The organism is Frigoribacterium sp. Leaf164 (assembly GCF_001423665.1).
Taxonomy (GTDB): Bacteria; Actinomycetota; Actinomycetes; order Actinomycetales; family Microbacteriaceae; genus Frigoribacterium; species Frigoribacterium endophyticum.
On sequence record NZ_LMOX01000001.1, the window covers coordinates 1,118,707 to 1,135,361 of the forward strand.

Consider the following 16,655-nt stretch of genomic DNA (forward strand, 5'->3'; position numbering starts at 1 on the left):
GGGGGCCGCTCCGGCGGGCATCCCGCAGGAGTTGCCGACAGGGCCCGCCCGCAGCCGCGGCCGCCGGCCGCGGGCACGACGAAGGCCCCGTCTCCGAGGAGACGGGGCCTTCGTCGTCGACGACCAGGTCGTCGGGGATGCTGCGTCAGCGACGCCTCACCGGGGGTCGGCTCAGAGAGCGCTGACCTGCTTGGCGATGGCCGACTTGCGGTTCGCGGCCTGGTTCTTGTGGATGACGCCCTTGCTGGCGGCCTTGTCGAGCTTCTTCGCCGCGAGGGCGAGGGTGCTGGTGGCCTTGTCCTTGTCGCCCGAGACGATGGCCTCGCGCGTGGCGCGGATCGCGGTCTTGAGCTCGCTCTTGACGGCCTTGTTGCGGTCCTGGGCCTTCTTGTTGGTGCCGATGCGCTTGATCTGCGACTTGATGTTTGCCACGTTCGCTACTTCCTTGGTTTCTGTGTCTGGACGAGTGATGCGCCAGCCGACCGGAGGACGGTGCGTCCTGCCCGGGCTGCCGCCGGTGCTGCCACCGGAGCGGCTCACGGCTGGGATCGCGTTCCGTCAGTTCAGACGTAACGCGCAAGCCAACAGGCAACGTTACCAGTCGCGTCCGTCATCCTCAACGACCGAGGGGCCGGAGGCGCGGCGTGTCGCCCGTAGTACCGTTCAGCATGCCTTCGCTCGCCCCGCACGTCGCGTCCGTCCCCACCTCCGGCATCCGACGGATCTTCGAGATCGCGGCGAAGCTGGACGACGTCGCGATGCTCGTCGTGGGGGAGCCCGACGTGCCCGTGCCGCACCACGTCGCCGACGCGGCGAGGCGCGCCTGGGCCGACGACCGCACGAACTACACGCCGAACGGCGGCGTCCCCGCGCTCCGCGAGGCCCTCGTGGCGAAGCTCGCGCGCGAGAACGACGTCCACGTCGACGTCGAGCAGGTCTGGGTGACGGTCGGCGCCACGCAGGCCCTGCACCAGACGATGGGCCTGCTGCTGGCCGCGGGCGACGAGGTCCTCGTGCCCGACCCCGGCTACACGACCTTCACGATGAACGCGCGGATGCTCGACGCCGTCCCCGTGCCCTACGCGCTGTCGCCCCAGCGCGGCTTCGTGCCGCACGTCGACGACCTCGAGAAGCTCGTCACGCCGCGCACCCGGGTGATCATCGTCAACTCGCCGTCGAACCCCCTCGGCGTCGTCTACGAGCGGGAGGTGCTCCAGTCGCTCCTCGACTTCGCGGCGCGCCACGACCTCTGGGTGATCAGCGACGAGGTCTACGAGTACTTCACCTACGGCACGCCCCACGTCAGCCTCGCGAGCCTCGACGCCGACGACCGCGTCTTCAGCGTCTTCTCGACGAGCAAGACGTACGCGATGACCGGGGTCCGGGTCGGCTACCTCGTGACGCCGCGCGGCCTCGCCGACACGATGCGCACGGTGCAGGAGGCCGCGATCAGCTGCGTCGCCGAGCCCGACCAGCTGGCGGCCCTCGCGGCCGTGCTCGGCGACCACTCGCCGGTCTCCGAGGCCCGCGAGCACTACCGCAGCAACCTCGAGCTGGCGAAGGGCCTGCTCGACGAGCGGGGCATCCGCTACCTCGACCCGCAGGGCGCCTTCTACCTCTGGATCGACGTCGGCCACGCCTCGCAGGGCGACGTCGCCGCCTGGGCGGAGGACCTCTTGTTCCAGCACCGCGTCGCCGTCGCGCCGGGCAGCGCGTTCGGCCGCTCCGGCGAGGGCTGGATCCGCGTCTGCCTCGCCTCGTCGCCCGAGGTGATCACGCGGGGCCTGGCCGCGCTGCCCGCTCCCGGCGACCCGCGACGCCCGCTCGGCCGCGCCTCCGTCGTGTCGTCCGACTGAGCGTCGCGTCACTCGGCTGACCCGTCCGGTGTCTTCGGCACCCCGTCCTGCGTCTCAGGCACCCCGGGCGAGGGCGGGCCCCCGGCCGTTTCCGGGGGTCAGCCCCCGAGGAGTCGCGGGTCGATTTTCCTAGGCTCGGTGCATGACCTCGACCACCACCGCCCCCGCCCCGTCCCCCTCCGTCGCCGCCCCCGCCGCCGCCTCCGCGCCCCTCAGCATCACGAGCCTCGTGCTCGGCCTGGTCTCCGTCGCCGCGGGCTTCACCCTCGTCGTGCCGATCGTCGGCCTCGTGCTCGGCGTCCTCGCGCGCCGTCGCGAGCCCGAGGCGCGCACGTTCTCGACGATCGGCATCGTCGCCAACGCCGTCATGCTCGCGGGCGCGGCGATCGTGCTGGGCCTCGGCCTGGCCGTGGGCGTCCCGCTCGGCGTCGCGCACCTCCTCGGCGGCCTCGGCTAGGCGGCCCGGGCCGACCCGCCGGGGGCGCGGGTCGGCGCTGCCGGGCCCTCGCCGCGTCGCCGGCGTGGGAGAATGCTCGGACCCCCGCCCGCCACCCCAGAGGACCGTGTGAGCCCCCAAGCACTCCGAGCACTCGAGCCGGCCCAGACCGCGCCCGAGCAACTCCGCAACTTCTGCATCATCGCGCACATCGACCACGGCAAGTCGACGCTGGCCGACCGCATGCTCGGCATCACCGGCGTCGTCGAGAGCCGCGCCATGCGCGCCCAGTACCTCGACCGCATGGACATCGAGCGCGAGCGCGGCATCACGATCAAGAGCCAGGCCGTCCGCATGCCGTGGGAGCGCGACGGGGCGACCTACGCGCTGAACATGATCGACACCCCCGGGCACGTCGACTTCAGCTACGAGGTCTCCCGATCGCTCGCCGCCTGCGAGGGCGCGATCCTCCTCGTCGACGCCGCGCAGGGCATCGAGGCCCAGACGCTGGCGAACCTCTACCTGGCGCTCGAGAACGACCTCGAGATCATCCCGGTGCTCAACAAGATCGACCTGCCCGCGGCCGACCCCGACAAGTACGCGGCCGAGCTCGCGAGCCTGATCGGCGGCGACCCCGCCGACGTCCTCCGCGTCAGCGGCAAGACCGGCATGGGCGTCGAGGAGCTCCTCGACCGCGTGGTCGACCGCATCCCGTCGCCGGTCGGCGTCGCCGACGCGCCGCCGCGAGCGATGATCTTCGACTCGGTCTACGACAGCTACCGCGGCGTCGTCACCTACATCCGGATGATCGACGGCACGCTGCACCCTCGCGAGAAGGTGCAGATGATGTCGACGAAGTCGACGCACGAGATCCTCGAGATCGGCGTCTCGTCGCCGGAGCCGGTGCCGAGCGCGGGGCTCAGCGTCGGCGAGGTCGGGTACCTCATCACCGGCGTGAAGGACGTCCGGCAGTCGAAGGTCGGCGACACCGTCACGACCCACGCGAAGCCGGCCACCGAGGCGCTGCCGGGCTACACCGAGCCGCTCCCGATGGTGTTCTCGGGCCTGTACCCGATCGACGGCAGCGACTACCCCGACCTCCGTGAGGCGCTCGACAAGCTGAAGCTCTCCGACGCGGCGCTGGTCTACGAGCCCGAGACGTCGGTGGCCCTCGGCTTCGGCTTCCGCTGCGGGTTCCTCGGCCTGCTGCACCTCGAGATCATCACCGAGCGGCTCGAGCGCGAGTTCGGCCTCGACCTGATCACGACGGCGCCGAGCGTGGTCTACGAGGTCACGGCGGAGGACGGCAAGACCGTCACCGTGACCAACCCCAGCGAGTTCCCCGGCGGCAAGATCGCCAGCGTCCGCGAGCCGATGGTGAAGGCCGCCATCCTCGCCCCGAAGGACTACGTCGGCGTGATCATGGAGCTGTGCCAGCAGCGCCGCGGGTCGCTGCTCGGCATGGAGTACCTCGGCGAGGACCGCGTCGAGATCCGCTACGCGATGCCGCTCGGCGAGATCGTCTTCGACTTCTTCGACAGCCTCAAGTCGAAGACGGCCGGCTACGCGAGCCTCGACTACGAGCCCACCGGCGAGCAGGAGGCCGACCTGGTCAAGGTCGACATCCTGCTGCAGGGCGAGCAGGTCGACGCCTTCAGCGCCATCGTCCACCGCGACAAGGCGTACGCCTACGGCGTGCTGATGACCGGGCGCCTCCGCGAGCTCATCCCGCGCCAGCAGTTCGAGGTGCCCATCCAGGCCGCGATCGGCGCGCGGATCATCGCGCGCGAGAGCATCCGCGCGATGCGCAAGGACGTCCTCGCCAAGTGCTACGGCGGCGACATCACCCGCAAGCGCAAGCTGCTCGAGAAGCAGAAGGAGGGCAAGAAGCGCATGAAGACCATCGGTCGCGTGGAGGTCCCCCAGGAGGCGTTCATCGCCGCCCTCTCCGGCGACACGGAGAAGAAGGACAAGAAGTAGCCCCATGCGCCGAGCCACCCACACCGAGACCCGGACCACCTACGGCGAGGTCGGGGCCACCCAGGCCGCCGACCTGATGCAGTACCCGCCGGTCGGCTTCACCCCGGTCGAGTACCGCACCCGGGTGGGCCACGGCGACGCGCGCTTCGAGGCGGCCTGCATCGCCGCCCTGACCTGGAAGATCCAGGAGCGCAGCGGCATCACGGTGCGCGTCGACGACGTGCCGCCCGCCGACGACACCGGCTACGTGCCGGTGACGTTCGACGAGTCGGGCGAGCCGGTCGACCCGGCGCACTGGAGCGAGGAGCGCCCCGACGAGTCGCGCTACGCGCCCGACGGCACGCCCTTCCTCACGGCCGGCACGACCGCGACGCTCGTCATCTCTGCCTGGGGCCGCCAGGTGGAGGCGCCGGTGCGGGTCGTCTACGTCGTCGACGAGCCGAAGCGCAAGGGCTTCGCCTACGGCACGCTCGAGGGCCACCCCGAGAGCGGAGAAGAGAGCTGGATCGTCGACCAGACCGACGACGGCTCGGTGTGGCTGACGATCCGTGCCTTCTCGCGCCCGAGCACGTGGCGCTGGCGCCTCGTGTCGCCGTTCATGAAGCGCACGCAGACCCTCTACACGAAGCGCTACCTCCAGGCCCTGAGCCAGAACGACGAGACCGGCGACGCGAGCGAGACCGTGCCGAGCGTCGACGACGTCGACCTCGCGGCCGCCGCCGAGGCCGCGGCGGACGACGAGGAGTCGCGCCGTCACGGTCCCGACGAGGTCCGCGACGTGCGTCCGGGCCACTGACGGTGCCCGGAGCCCTCCCCGTCGCCGACCCGGCCCCCGCCGACGGAGCCCTGCCCGCCTCCGTGGTCGAGGGCGTCGCCGACCGCGACCTCGGCGTCTACCTCCACGTCCCGTTCTGCCGTGTCCGCTGCGGCTACTGCGACTTCAACACCTACACGGGCGACGAGCTGCGCGGGGCCCGTCGAGACGACTACGCCTCGCAGGCGGTGGCCGAGGTCGCCCAGGCCGGCCGTGTGCTCGAGCGGGCGGGCCTGCCGCCGCGCCGCGCCTCCACCGTGTTCTTCGGCGGCGGCACCCCGACGATGCTGCCGCACACCGACCTCGCGACGATGCTGCGCGCCGTGGTCGACACCTGGGGGCTGGAGGCGGGGGCCGAGGTCACGACGGAGGCCAACCCGGACAGCGTCGACGCGGAGTACCTGCGCGCCCTCGCGGCCGCCGGCTTCACCCGGGTCAGCTTCGGCATGCAGTCGGCCGTGCCGAGCGTGCTGGCGACGCTCGAGCGCACCCACGACCCCGAGCGGATCCCGCTCGTCGTGGCCTGGGCGCGGGAGGCCGGCCTCGACGTCAGCCTCGACCTCATCTACGGCACGCCGGGCGAGACCCTCGACGACTGGACGCGGTCGCTCGACGTCGCGCTCGCGCAGGAGCCCGACCACCTCTCGGCCTACGCCCTGATCGTCGAGGACGGCACGAAGCTCGCCCGGCAGATCCGTCGCGGCGAGGTCGCGCAGCCCGACGACGACACGGCCGCCGACATGTACGAGCTGGCCGACGCCCGCCTGGCCGAGGCCGGCTACGACTGGTACGAGGTGAGCAACTGGTCGAGGGGCGTCGAGCACCGGTCGCGCCACAACCTGTCGTACTGGACGGGCCAGGACTGGTGGGGCGTCGGGCCCGGTGCGCACAGCCACGTGGGCGGCGTCCGCTGGTGGAACGTCAAGCACCCGGCCGCCTACGCCCAGCGGATGACCGCGGGGGAGTCGCCCGGGGCGGGGCGGGAGACCCTCGACGACGAGACGCGCCGGGTCGAGCGCGTGCTGCTCGCCGTCCGCACCCGGGACGGCCTGCCGACGAGCGACCTCGACGCGACGGGCCGGGCGGCGGTCGCCGGGCTCATCGCGGACGGCTGGATCGACGGCCGCGCCGCCCTAGCAGGCCGTGTCGAGCTGACGCGCACCGGGCGCCTGATGGCCGACGCCGTCGTCAGCCGGCTGCTCCCGGCGTGACGCGAGGCGCGCCTCCCCGGGGGAGACGCGCCTCGGTGGGTGCGGCGACGCCGTCGCCTCGGCGGGCTACGCCTTGATGAACTCGATCGTCAGCGGGTACTTGTAGTACTCGCCCTTGTTCGCGGCCAGGGCCGCGAGGATGCTGAAGACGAGGATGACGATGGCGACGGCGGCCGAGATCAGGTAGCCGACGAGCACGATCCAGAGCAGGGCACCGACCACGCTCGCGATCGTCATCGTGATCTGGAAGTTGAGCGCCTGACGCGTGTGCTCCCGGATGAACGGACCGCGGTCCTTCAGCACGAGGTAGCCGACGAGCGCCGGGATGAACCCGAACAGGATCCCGCCGACGTGGATCAGCGTCGACCAGAGCTTCTCGTCCTCGGGGCGGAGGGGCTGGCCGGCCTGCTGGTAGCCGGCACCGCCGCCCGGGGCCTGCTGCCCCCAGGGCTGCTGCTGGCCGTAGGGCTGCGGGCCGCCCTGCGGCGCCTGCTGGCCGGGTGCCTGCTGGCCGTACGGCGGCGGGCCGGGCTGGCCGGCCGGGCCGCCCTGGCCGGGCTGCTTCGCGTAGGGGTCGTGCGGCTCTGCGGGCGGGGTGTCGGTCATCTGCTCACCTGGTTCGTCGTGGTCGGAGGTGACGGCCTCCCGCCCCGGAGGGGCCGGTGCCCGAGGGCGTCGACCGGACCGCGCGGTCCGGTGTCCGTCACGCCGAGCATAGGACAGGGAGGCGCGGCGCGAGTAGGTGCCGCCAGGCCGGTGGCGTAGCATTGGCAGTCTGGTACGGCGAGTGCCAGCCGGTCCGTGTCGACGCCCTCGGGGCGCAGCGGGCCCGTGGTGCGATGAGGAGGTGTGCGGTGGTCTCGGAACGAGGGCTCGAGGTGCTGCGCGTCATCGTGCACGACTACGTCGCCTCCCGCGAGCCCGTGGGCTCGAAGTCCATCGTCGAGCGGCACCAGTTCGGCGTCTCCGCCGCGACGATCCGCAACGACATGGCCCTCCTCGAGGAGGAGGAGCTCATCGCGGCCCCGCACACCTCGAGCGGCCGCGTCCCCACCGACAAGGGGTACCGCCTCTTCGTCGACCAGCTCGCCGACCTCCGACCGCTCAGCGCCGCGCAGCGCCAGGCGATCGAGACCTTCCTCGGCGACTCCACCGACCTCGACGAGGTCCTCGGCCGCACCGTCCGCCTGCTCAGCCAGCTGACGAACCAGGTCGCCCTCGTCCAGTACCCCTCCTTCTCCCGGGCCCGCGTCCGCCACGTCGAGCTCGTCAGCCTCGCCGAGCGCCGGGTCATGACGGTGCTCATCACCGACACGGGCCAGGTCGAGCAGCGGGTCGTGGAGCTCCCCGCGCCGGTCGACGAGTCCTTCCTCGGCGAGCTGCGCTCCTCGCTCAACGCCCTCGTCGGCGGGGCTGCCCTGAGCGCCGCCGCGACGGCGCTGGCCGACCTGCCGGCGCAGCACCCGCCCGAGCGCGCGGCCACCGTCGGGCTCCTCGTGGCGAGCCTCGTCGAGCAGCTCGCCACCGGCCGCCAGGACCGCCTGGTCATGGCGGGCGCGGCGAACCTCGTCCGCATCGGCGACGACTTCAGCGGCAACCTCTACCCCGTCCTCGAGGCCATCGAGGAGCAGGTGGCGCTGCTCCGGCTCTTCGGCGAGATGCAGCTCGACGCCGTCGACGTCGCCGCCAGCATCGGCCGCGAGAACGAGTCGTTCGGGCTCTCGCAGGCGTCCGTCCTCGCGAGCGGCTACTCGTCGTCGGGCAGCGAGATCGCCCGCCTGGGCGTGCTCGGCCCGATGCGCATGGACTACTCCACCAACATGGCGGCGGTCCGGGCGGTCGCCCGCTACCTCTCGTCCCTGCTCTCCGAGCGCTGACGAGGGCCGGCGCCGGCCTGCGGCCCCGACCACCGACTCCACCCCCAGACACGACACACGACCAGCAGACATCCCACCCAGACATCCGCCCCGCGGCCCCCGCGGAGCGCAGACGCACACCAGAGGCAGACGAGAACCAGTGGCAGATCATTACGACGTGCTCGGAGTCGACCGCTCGGCGACCCCGGAGGAGATCAAGAAGGCGTACCGCAGGCTCGCGCGCGAGCTGCACCCCGACGTGAACCCCAGCCCGGAGGCGTCCGAGCGGTTCAAGGACGTCACGCACGCCTACGACGTCCTCAGCGACCCCCAGCAGCGGGAGCGCTACGACCTCGGCCCCCAGACCGGCTTCGGCGGTGGCGGCGGCGCCGCGGGCTTCGGCGACATCTTCGACGCCTTCTTCGGAGGCGGGGGAGGCGGGGGTCAGCGCCAGGGGCCGAGGTCGCGTCGCGAGCGCGGCCAGGACGCCCTGCTCCGCCTCGAGGTCGACCTGGAAGAGATCGTCTTCGGCACGCAGCGCGACATCGAGGTCGACACGGCGGTGCTCTGCGAGACCTGCTCCGGGTCCTGCTGCGCGCCCGGCACCTCGCCCCAGACCTGCGACATCTGCCACGGCTCGGGCCAGATCCAGCGTCAGGTCCGCTCGCTGCTCGGCAACGTCATGACCTCCAGCCCCTGCGGCACCTGCCGCGGCTACGGCACCGTCATCCCGAACCCGTGCCCGACCTGCCAGGGCCAGGGCCGCGTCCGCGCCCGCCGCACGATCCCCATCGACATCCCCGCGGGCGTCGACACCGGCCTCCGCCTCCAGCTGCCCGGGCAGGGCGAGGTCGGCCAGGCCGGCGGCCCGAACGGCGACCTGTACCTCGAGGTCAAGGTCCGCCACCACGAGACCTACAGCCGCAACGGCGACGACCTGCTGGCGACGCTCGAGGTGCAGATGTCCGACGCGATCCTCGGCACCGAGACGACCCTCGACGGCCTCGACGGCGCGGTGGAGATCGAGCTCAAGCCGGGCACCCAGAGCGGCGACGTGCTGACCGTCCGCGACCGCGGGGTCACGAAGCTCCGCGGCACGGGCCGCGGCGACCTCAAGATCGGCGTGCAGGTGGTGACGCCGACCAAGCTGAGCCACAAGGAGCGCGAGCTGATCGAGAAGTTCGCCGCCGGCCGTCGCGAGCAGGCGCCGGAGCTGTCGCAGTTCCAGCAGGGCCTGTTCGGCAAGCTGCGCGACCGGTTCCTCAACTTCTGATCGTGGCGCACTTCTACCTGGTCGACGACCTGACGGAGGCGGTGGCGGGCTCGACCGTCACGGTCACCGGCGCCGAGGCACGGCACGCCGTCACCGTCAGCCGGGTGCGGGTCGGCGAGCAGCTCACGCTCGGCGACGGCCGCGGCACGGTCGTGCGGGGCGAGGTGACCGAGGCGACCGGCGACCGGCTGTCGCTGGTGGCGGCGACCGTCACCGCGCATCCTCGGCCCGGGGTCCGGATCGCGCTGGCCCAGGCCCTCGCCAAGGGCGACCGCGACGAGCTGGCCGTCCAGGCCGCGACGGAGCTCGGCGTCGACGAGGTCGTCCCCTGGTCGGCGTCGCGGTCGGTGTCGCGCTGGGAGGGCGCCAAGGTCGCGAAGGGCACGAGCCGCTGGCGCGCGATCACCCGTGAGGCGACCAAGCAGGCGATCCGGCCCTGGGCGCCCGAGGTCCTCGACCTCGCGACGACGAAGCAGCTCGCGGCCCGCACGGCGCTCGGCCCCGTGCTCGTGCTGGAGCCGACGGCCGACCTCGCGCTCTCCGCGGTCGACCTCCCGCCCGAGGGAGGCGCGGGCTCGGTCGTCACGGTGGTGGTCGGCCCCGAGGGCGGCGTCTCGCCCGCCGAGCTCGCCCTCTTCGTCGACGCGGGCGCCACGCTCGCGAGGCTCGGCGACAGCGTGCTGCGGACCTCGACGGCGGGCCCGGCGGCCCTGGCCGTCCTCAGCGTGCGGCTCGGTCGCTGGTAGGCGGCCCCGTCGTCGACGTCGGGCCGGTGTCACCGGCCGCCGGTACGATGAGCGGCATGTCCGACGACCAGACCAGCCAGGCCCCCGGCGGCTCCGACCAGCCGTCCGTCTTCAGCCGCATCGTCGCGCGCGAGATCCCGGCCGACATCGTCTTCGAGAACGAGCGGGTCATCGCGTTCCGCGACGTCGAGCCCAAGGCTCCCGTCCACCTGCTCGTCGTCCCCAAGACCGAGCGGTGGCACGACGTCGCCGAGCTGGCCGCGGGCGACCCCGCGCTGCTCGCCGAGATCGTGGCGACGGCCTCGGCCCTGTCGGCCGACCCGGCCGTCTTCCGCTCCGACGACGGCACCGACCTCTCGGTCGGCCGCGGCGAGTTCCGGCTCGTCTTCAACACCGGCCCCTCGGCCGGCCAGACCGTGTTCCACGTGCACGCCCACGTGCTCGGGGGACTCCTCCAGGAAGGCACCCTTGCCCACTAGCGACACTCCGTCCACCGGCTCCGACGCCCGCGCCGAGGGCGCGACCCGGGTCGACATCACCGTCGACGGCGTCGCGATGGTCCAGCTGCTCGGTCCCCACGACCGGCTCCTCAAGACCGTCGAGAAGCAGTACCCCGACGTCCGCGTGCTCGTGCGGGGCAACGAGGTCGGACTCGAGGGGCCGGCGGCGTCGGTCGCCCGGGCCCGGGGCCTCGTCGACGAGCTCGTCTCTCTGGTGCGCAACGGCCACGACCTCGTCCCGGCCGAGGTCGAGACCAGCGCGAAGCTGCTCGACTCCGGGCAGGCCGCGCCCGCGGACGTCTTCGGCCAGCCGATCGTCTCGAGCCGCGGCAAGTCCGTCCGGGCGAAGACGCTCGGCCAGGCCCGCTACGTCGAGGCGATCGACCAGCACACCATCACGTTCGGCATCGGCCCGGCCGGCACCGGCAAGACCTACCTCGCCATGGCGAAGGCGGTCCAGGCCCTGCAGCGGCGCGAGGTGCAGCGCATCATCCTCACGCGCCCCGCCGTCGAGGCGGGGGAGCGCCTGGGCTTCCTGCCCGGCACCCTCACCGACAAGATCGACCCCTACCTCCGCCCCCTGTACGACGCGCTCAACGAGATGATGGACCCGGAGATCGTGCCCAAGCTGCTCGCGGCCGGTACCGTCGAGGTCGCCCCGCTCGCCTACATGCGCGGCCGGACGCTGAACGACGCCTTCGTCGTGCTCGACGAGGCGCAGAACACGACGCCCGAGCAGATGAAGATGTTCCTCACCCGGCTCGGCTTCGGCTCGCGCATGGTCGTGACGGGCGACGTCACCCAGATCGACCTGCCGACCGGCGCGAGCGGGCTCCAGCTCGTGACCCGCGTGCTCGACGGCATCGACGACATCCACTTCGCCCGCCTGACGAGCGACGACGTCGTCCGGCACACCCTCGTCGGCCGGATCGTCGACGCGTACACGACGTACGACGCCGAGCGGCAGGCGCAGCGCGCCCACCGAGAAGAGCAGGCGGCGGCCGCGCGGCCCTCGTCCGCCGACGGGGCGTCGCGGTCGACGGGAGGCAGCCGATGAGCATCGAGGTCAACAACGAGTCGAGCATCGAGGTCGACGAGGCCGCGCTGCAGCGGCTCGCGACCTTCGCCCTCGACCAGATGCACGTGCACCCCGAGGCCGAGCTGGCGATCGTGCTCGTCGACGAGGCCGCCATGGAGCAGCTGCACGTCCAGTGGATGGACGAGCCGGGCCCGACCGACGTGCTCAGCTTCCCCATGGACGAGCTGCGCCCCGGCACGGAAGACGACCCCACCCCGGCCGGTCTGCTCGGCGACATCGTGGTCTGCCCGCAGGTCGCGGTCTCGCAGGCGGCGACGGCGGGCCACTCGCCCCTCGACGAGATGCTGCTGCTCACCTGCCACGGCGTCCTGCACCTGCTCGGCTTCGACCACGCCGAGCCGGAGGAGGAGCGCGAGATGTTCGGGCTGCAGCGCGAGATCCTGGCCGCCTTCGCGGCCGCCGACGAGAGACGGTGACGCCGTGATGGTCACCGTGTTCGTCATCGTGGCCGTCGTGCTCGTCGTCCTCGGAGGGCTGCTCGCGGCCGTCGACTCGGCCCTGGGCGTCCTCAGCCGGGGCGACCTGCACGAGGAGGCCGAGGCCTCCCCGCGCAGCCGGGCGGCGCTGCTCGCCGTCGCCGACGACGTCGGCGCCCACGTCAACGCCGTCAACTTCATGCGCATCGTCGCCGAGACGTCGGCGGCCGTGCTCGTCACGCTCTCGTTCGCGACGGCCGTCGACCAGTGGTGGCTGGCCCTGCTGCTGTCGGCGCTGATCATGACCGTCGTGTCGTTCGTGCTGGTGGGCTCGAGCCCCCGCAGCGTCGGCCGTGCCCACGCCCGCGGGCTCGTGGTCGTCACGGCCGGACTCGTCCGGGCCCTGCGGCTCGTGCTCGGCCCCCTGGCCGACGCCCTTGTCGCCGTCGGCAACCGGGTCACCCCGGGGCGGCCGCGCACCGCGTCCTTCTCGTCGGAGGAACAACTGCTCAGCATGGTCGACGAGGCCACCGAGCTCGACGTCCTCGAGGAGGACGACCGGGAGCTCATCCACTCGATCTTCGAGTTCAGCGACACCGTCGTCCGCGAGGTCATGGTGCCCCGCACCGACATGGTGACCGTCGAGGCGACGGCGACCGTCGGCTCGGCCATGAGCCTCTTCCTCGGCCGGGGCGTGTCGCGCGTGCCGGTCGTCGGCCGCGACAGCGACGACGTCGTCGGGGTTGTCTACCTGCGCGACCTCGCCCGGCGCCTGCACGAGCACGTCGGCGACGACTCGGCGCCGGTCGTGGCGCTCGCCCGCCCCGCCCTCTTCGTCCCCGAGTCGAAGAAGGCCGACGACACCCTCCGCCAGATGCAGGTCGACAAGAACCACCTCGCGATGGTCGTCGACGAGTACGGCGGCATCGCCGGGCTCGTCACCCTGGAGGACCTCATCGAGGAGCTCGTCGGAGACATCAGCGACGAGTACGACCGTACTGTCGCCGCCCACCGCGAGGTCAGCCCCGGGGTCTTCCGCGTCAGCGCGCGCATGCCCGTCGACGAGCTCGGCGACCTGTTCGGCCTCGAGCTCGACGACGACGACGTCGACTCCGTCGGCGGCCTCCTCACCAAGGCCCTCGGCCGGCTGCCCGAGAAGGGCTCGGTCGTGACCGTGTCCGGTCTCGTGCTGACCGCCGACCGGACCGAGGGCCGCCGGCACGACCTCCAGACCGTGCTCGTCGAGCGCAGTCCCGACCTGACGGCCGCCGAGGCCGACCCCGCACCCGCCACGACGAGAGAAGCACCATGACGAACACCGACGACGCCGACCGCACCTCCGCCGCGCCTCCGGCGGGGTCCACCTACCGCGCGGGCTTCGTCTCGTTCGTCGGCCGCCCGAACGTCGGCAAGTCGACGCTGACGAACGCCCTCGTCGGCGAGAAGGTGGCGATCACCTCGTCGAAGCCGCAGACGACGCGCCGCGCCATCCGCGGCATCGTCCACCGCGAGGTCGGTCAGCTCGTCGTCGTCGACACCCCGGGCATGCACCGCCCGCGCACCCTCCTCGGCGAACGCCTCAACAGCGTCGTCCAGACGACGCTCGGCGACGTCGACGTCATCGGTTTCTGCGTGCCGGCCGACGAGAAGATCGGCCCCGGCGACAAGTTCATCAACGAGCAGCTCGACGCCTTCCCCCGGGCGAAGAAGGTCGCCATCGTGACGAAGACCGACACGATCTCGCGGCCCGCCTTGGCGGAGCAGCTGCTCGCCGTGAGCAAGCTGCGCGACTGGGAGGCGATCATCCCGCTCTCCGCCGTCGAGGGCGTGCAGCTCGACGTGCTCACCACCGAGCTGATCAAGCTGATGCCGGTCTCGCAGCCGCTCTACCCGGCCGACGCCGTCACGGAGGAGGTCGTGCAGGACAGGATCGCCGAGTTCATCCGCGAGGCCGCGCTCGAGGGCGTGGAGGACGAGCTGCCCCACTCGCTGGCCGTCACGATCGACGACATGATCGAGCGCGACGACCGCGACCTGCTCGAGATCTACGCGAACCTCTTCGTCGAGCGCGACAGCCAGAAGGGCATCGTCATCGGGGGAGGCGGCGCTCGCCTCCGCGAGGTCGGCGCCCGTGCCCGTGCACAGATCGAGCCGCTCGTCGGCAAGCAGGTCTTCCTGTCGATCCGGGTCAAGGTCGCGAAGGACTGGCAGCGCGACCCGAAGCTGCTCGGCCGCCTCGGCTTCTGACCAGGGCGGTGTCCCTCCACAGGATGATCCCCGTCGTCCTCTCGTCGTCCGGGACGCCGTCGGTGTCGTGGGGCCGGGTCGTGGGCCGTACGGTGGTGCGGTGATCTTCCGACGACTCGCCCCCTACCAGGTGGTCGTCGACGTGTCGGCCGCGGTCGTCCTCGGGGTCGTGGCGCTGGGGCTCAGCGCGGGAGGCACGGCGGCCGGGCTGGTGATCGCGGGCATGACGGCGACGCTCGCCGTCCGCCGGCTCGCCCCGGGCCCGTCGCTCGCGCTCGCCTGGGTGGTGGCGATCGGCGAGATGCTCTCGCAGACCAGCCCCGGCGTGAGCAACCTGGCGATCTGCGCGGTGCTCTACACGGTCGCCGCCTACGGCACCGAGGCGACGAAGTGGGCGGGGCTCGTCTCCACGGTCGTCGGGGCCGCCGTGGGCACCTTCTACGTCACGAGCGTGCAGACCACGCTCTTCGGCATCGACTACACGGTGTACGGCCTGCAGGACGTCGTGCGGATCCTGCTCCAGCTGGGCATCACCTTCCTCGGTTTCCTCGCCCTCCTCGGCCTGCCGTGGGCGGGCGGCCTCCTGGCGCGGGCACGGTCGTCCGAGCGGCTCAGCCGTGAGGCGCAGCTCATCGCCGAGCGCGAGACGGCGCGGGCGGAGGGCGAGGTCGCCCGCATCGAGCGGGAGGCCGCCCGGGCCGAGCGCGACGTGGCGGTCGAGCAGGAGCGCAACCGCATCGCCCGCGACATGCACGACGTCGTCGCGCACTCCCTGGCCGTCGTCATCGCCCAGGCCGACGGCGCCCGCTACGCGGCCAGGGTCGACGCCGGGTCCGTCGACGACGCCCTCGTCACCATCGCGACCACGGCCCGGGAGGCGCTGGGCGACGTCCGCGTGCTGCTCGGGCAGCTCCGCCACAGCCAGGGGGAGGCGCCCCAGCCGGCCCTCGGCGACCTCGACCGGCTGCTGGAGCAGATGCGCGCCTCCGGCCTGGTCATCGAGCACCGGGTGCAGGGCGAGGCGCAGGTGCTGGGCACCAACCGGCAGCTCGCGGTCTTCCGGATCGTGCAGGAGTCGCTGACGAACGTGCTGCGCCACGGCGCCGCGGGCGCGCCCGTCGACCTCCTCTTCGACTGGCGGTACGAGGCCCTCCACCTGGTCGTCACGAACGTCGTCCGGCCCGCCACCCAGCCCGTCGACACCCGCCCCGGCGGAGACGACCGACGCGGCGGCGGGCACGGCCTCGACGGGATGCGCGAGCGCGCGACCCTCGCCGGGGGCTCGCTGACCACGCAGGACGCCGACGGCCGCTTCGTCGTGCACGCCGTCGTGCCCACCCTCGCCCTCACCCAAGAAGTAGGAATCCGCCGATGAGCCCCACCACGCCCGCCACCGCCGTCCGAGTCGCGCTCGTCGACGACCAGGCCCTCTTCCGGGCCGGCATCAAGATGCTCGTCAGCTCGCAGCCCGACCTCGAGTTCGTCGGCGAGGCCAGCAACGGGGAGGAGGGCGTCGCCATGGTCGCGGCGACCCGCCCCGACGTGGTGCTGATGGACATCCGCATGCCCGTCATGGACGGCATCGCCGCGACGACGGCAGTCCTAGCCCAGGCGCAGGCCGCCTCCCGCAAGCCTCCGCGCGTCATCGTGCTCACGACCTTCGACCTCGACGAGGCCGCGACCCGGGCCATCCGGGGCGGGGCCAGCGGGTTCGTCCTCAAGGACGCCGACCCCGAGTTCCTGCTCGCGGCCATCCGGACCGTGCACGCCGGCAACGCCGTCATCGCCGCCTCCGCCACCCGCGAGCTCTTCGAGCACTTCGACGGGCGGTCGGCGCGGGCCGCCGCGGTGCCCGCCGCGTTCGGCACGCTCACCACGCGCGAGCGCGACATCTTCGACCTCGCCGCCCGCGGGCTCAGCAACTCCGAGATCGCCGGGCGGGAGTACCTCAGCGAGGCCACAGTCAAGACGCACATCAGCCGCGTGCTGTCGAAGCTGTCGCTGCGCGACCGGGTGCAGCTCGTCGTCTACGCCTACGAGCACGGGCTGGCGGAGTAGCCGGGCGCCTGCGTCGTCACGGTCCTGCGGGCCGTCGGGGTCGGTGCTAGCCTCGGCACGTGCTCACCTGTGTGCTCCTCCTCCTTCGCCGCCGCGACGAGTCCTGACCCTGGCCTCCCTCGTCGCGGAGTTCGCCGTCGGCCGACCCACACGCGAAGACAGC

The 16,655-nt window shown here is 72.5% G+C and carries 17 protein-coding genes; 15 read left to right on the top strand and 2 right to left on the bottom strand.

All coding sequences use genetic code 11. From position 1 onward, the window contains the following. Positions 1 to 171: 171 nt before the first annotated feature. Complete coding sequence (rpsT, locus tag ASF82_RS05035) at positions 172 to 432, bottom strand: 30S ribosomal protein S20 (RefSeq protein ID WP_056054191.1); 261 nt, start codon at positions 430 to 432, stop codon at positions 172 to 174. Positions 433 to 668: 236 nt separating this feature from the next. Between rpsT and ASF82_RS05040 the strand changes: the two genes are divergently transcribed. The 5 genes from ASF82_RS05040 (at position 669) to hemW (ending at position 6,297) form a co-directional block, all read left to right on the top strand. Next, the gene (locus ASF82_RS05040; protein WP_056054195.1) at positions 669 to 1,856 is read left to right on the top strand and encodes a pyridoxal phosphate-dependent aminotransferase; all 1,188 of its coding nucleotides are present in this window, start codon (positions 669 to 671) and stop codon (positions 1,854 to 1,856) included. Positions 1,857 to 1,998: 142 nt separating this feature from the next. After that, complete coding sequence (locus ASF82_RS05045; RefSeq protein ID WP_156369920.1) at positions 1,999 to 2,313, top strand: hypothetical protein; 315 nt, start codon at positions 1,999 to 2,001, stop codon at positions 2,311 to 2,313. Between the two features lie 108 nt (positions 2,314 to 2,421). Continuing rightward, the gene (gene lepA, locus ASF82_RS05050; RefSeq protein ID WP_056054197.1) at positions 2,422 to 4,272 is read left to right on the top strand and encodes a translation elongation factor 4; all 1,851 of its coding nucleotides are present in this window, start codon (positions 2,422 to 2,424) and stop codon (positions 4,270 to 4,272) included. Positions 4,273 to 4,276: 4 nt separating this feature from the next. After that, positions 4,277 to 5,068 carry a DUF1990 family protein gene (locus tag ASF82_RS05055; RefSeq protein ID WP_082514327.1) on the top strand — a complete coding sequence of 264 codons (792 nt, stop codon included), beginning with the start codon at positions 4,277 to 4,279 and terminating at the stop codon, positions 5,066 to 5,068. 2 nt (positions 5,069 to 5,070) lie between these two features. After that, on the top strand, positions 5,071 to 6,297 hold the full coding sequence (hemW, locus tag ASF82_RS05060; RefSeq protein ID WP_056054200.1) for a radical SAM family heme chaperone HemW: 1,227 nt from the start codon (positions 5,071 to 5,073) through the stop codon (positions 6,295 to 6,297). A 66-nt stretch (positions 6,298 to 6,363) separates the two neighbouring features. Here the strand turns inward: hemW and ASF82_RS15195 are convergent, their stop codons facing one another. Beyond that, a complete protein-coding gene (locus tag ASF82_RS15195) occupies positions 6,364 to 6,903 on the bottom strand; it encodes a DUF4870 domain-containing protein (protein WP_082514328.1) in 540 nt (179 codons plus the stop codon). A gap of 248 nt (positions 6,904 to 7,151) precedes the next feature. Here ASF82_RS15195 and hrcA point away from each other — a divergent pair, with 248 nt between their 5' ends. From hrcA to ASF82_RS05115, 10 genes are all read left to right on the top strand, one after another. After that, complete coding sequence (hrcA, locus tag ASF82_RS05070) at positions 7,152 to 8,174, top strand: heat-inducible transcriptional repressor HrcA (RefSeq protein ID WP_056054204.1); 1,023 nt, start codon at positions 7,152 to 7,154, stop codon at positions 8,172 to 8,174. A 139-nt stretch (positions 8,175 to 8,313) separates the two neighbouring features. Then, positions 8,314 to 9,426: a molecular chaperone DnaJ gene (gene dnaJ, locus ASF82_RS05075; protein WP_056054207.1), complete on the top strand. Its 1,113-nt coding sequence runs from the start codon at positions 8,314 to 8,316 to the stop codon at positions 9,424 to 9,426. Positions 9,427 to 9,428: 2 nt separating this feature from the next. Then, the gene (locus ASF82_RS05080; protein WP_056054210.1) at positions 9,429 to 10,172 is read left to right on the top strand and encodes a 16S rRNA (uracil(1498)-N(3))-methyltransferase; all 744 of its coding nucleotides are present in this window, start codon (positions 9,429 to 9,431) and stop codon (positions 10,170 to 10,172) included. Between the two features lie 56 nt (positions 10,173 to 10,228). Beyond that, positions 10,229 to 10,651 (top strand): histidine triad nucleotide-binding protein, encoded by a 423-nt coding sequence (locus ASF82_RS05085; RefSeq protein ID WP_056055846.1) that lies wholly within the window; start codon positions 10,229 to 10,231, stop codon positions 10,649 to 10,651. After that, positions 10,641 to 11,729, top strand: coding sequence for a PhoH family protein (locus tag ASF82_RS05090; protein WP_056054213.1), 1,089 nt, complete (start codon positions 10,641 to 10,643; stop codon positions 11,727 to 11,729). Before ASF82_RS05085 ends, ASF82_RS05090 begins: the two co-directional genes overlap by 11 nt. Then, on the top strand, positions 11,726 to 12,187 hold the full coding sequence (ybeY, locus tag ASF82_RS05095; RefSeq protein ID WP_056054216.1) for an rRNA maturation RNase YbeY: 462 nt from the start codon (positions 11,726 to 11,728) through the stop codon (positions 12,185 to 12,187). The genes ASF82_RS05090 and ybeY overlap by 4 nt, the downstream gene beginning before the upstream one ends. Positions 12,188 to 12,194: 7 nt before the next feature. After that, positions 12,195 to 13,499, top strand: a complete 1,305-nt coding sequence (locus tag ASF82_RS05100) for a hemolysin family protein (RefSeq protein ID WP_056054220.1) — start codon at positions 12,195 to 12,197, stop codon at positions 13,497 to 13,499. Then, entirely contained in the window at positions 13,496 to 14,434 is a 939-nt protein-coding gene (gene era, locus ASF82_RS05105; RefSeq protein WP_056054223.1) for a GTPase Era, read from the top strand. The genes ASF82_RS05100 and era overlap by 4 nt, the downstream gene beginning before the upstream one ends. Positions 14,435 to 14,534: 100 nt before the next feature. Further along, positions 14,535 to 15,809: a sensor histidine kinase gene (locus tag ASF82_RS05110; protein ID WP_056054226.1), complete on the top strand. Its 1,275-nt coding sequence runs from the start codon at positions 14,535 to 14,537 to the stop codon at positions 15,807 to 15,809. Next, complete coding sequence (locus ASF82_RS05115) at positions 15,806 to 16,492, top strand: response regulator transcription factor (RefSeq protein ID WP_056054229.1); 687 nt, start codon at positions 15,806 to 15,808, stop codon at positions 16,490 to 16,492. Before ASF82_RS05110 ends, ASF82_RS05115 begins: the two co-directional genes overlap by 4 nt. Positions 16,493 to 16,655 lie beyond the last annotated feature (163 nt).

What these genes read in the sequence shown, in the direction of transcription:
- ASF82_RS05040 (WP_056054195.1), top strand. Translation starts at nt 669, where the DNA reads ATGCCTTCGCTCGCCCCGCACGTCGCGTCCGTCCCCACCTCCGGCATC.
- ASF82_RS05045 (WP_156369920.1), top strand. Translation starts at nt 1,999, where the DNA reads ATGACCTCGACCACCACCGCCCCCGCCCCGTCCCCCTCCGTCGCCGCC.
- ASF82_RS05055 (WP_082514327.1), top strand. Translation starts at nt 4,277, where the DNA reads ATGCGCCGAGCCACCCACACCGAGACCCGGACCACCTACGGCGAGGTC.
- ASF82_RS15195 (WP_082514328.1), bottom strand. Translation starts at nt 6,903, where the DNA reads ATGACCGACACCCCGCCCGCAGAGCCGCACGACCCCTACGCGAAGCAG.
- ASF82_RS05085 (WP_056055846.1), top strand. Translation starts at nt 10,229, where the DNA reads ATGTCCGACGACCAGACCAGCCAGGCCCCCGGCGGCTCCGACCAGCCG.
- ybeY (WP_056054216.1), top strand. Translation starts at nt 11,726, where the DNA reads ATGAGCATCGAGGTCAACAACGAGTCGAGCATCGAGGTCGACGAGGCC.
- ASF82_RS05100 (WP_056054220.1), top strand. Translation starts at nt 12,195, where the DNA reads ATGGTCACCGTGTTCGTCATCGTGGCCGTCGTGCTCGTCGTCCTCGGA.
- era (WP_056054223.1), top strand. Translation starts at nt 13,496, where the DNA reads ATGACGAACACCGACGACGCCGACCGCACCTCCGCCGCGCCTCCGGCG.
- ASF82_RS05115 (WP_056054229.1), top strand. Translation starts at nt 15,806, where the DNA reads ATGAGCCCCACCACGCCCGCCACCGCCGTCCGAGTCGCGCTCGTCGAC.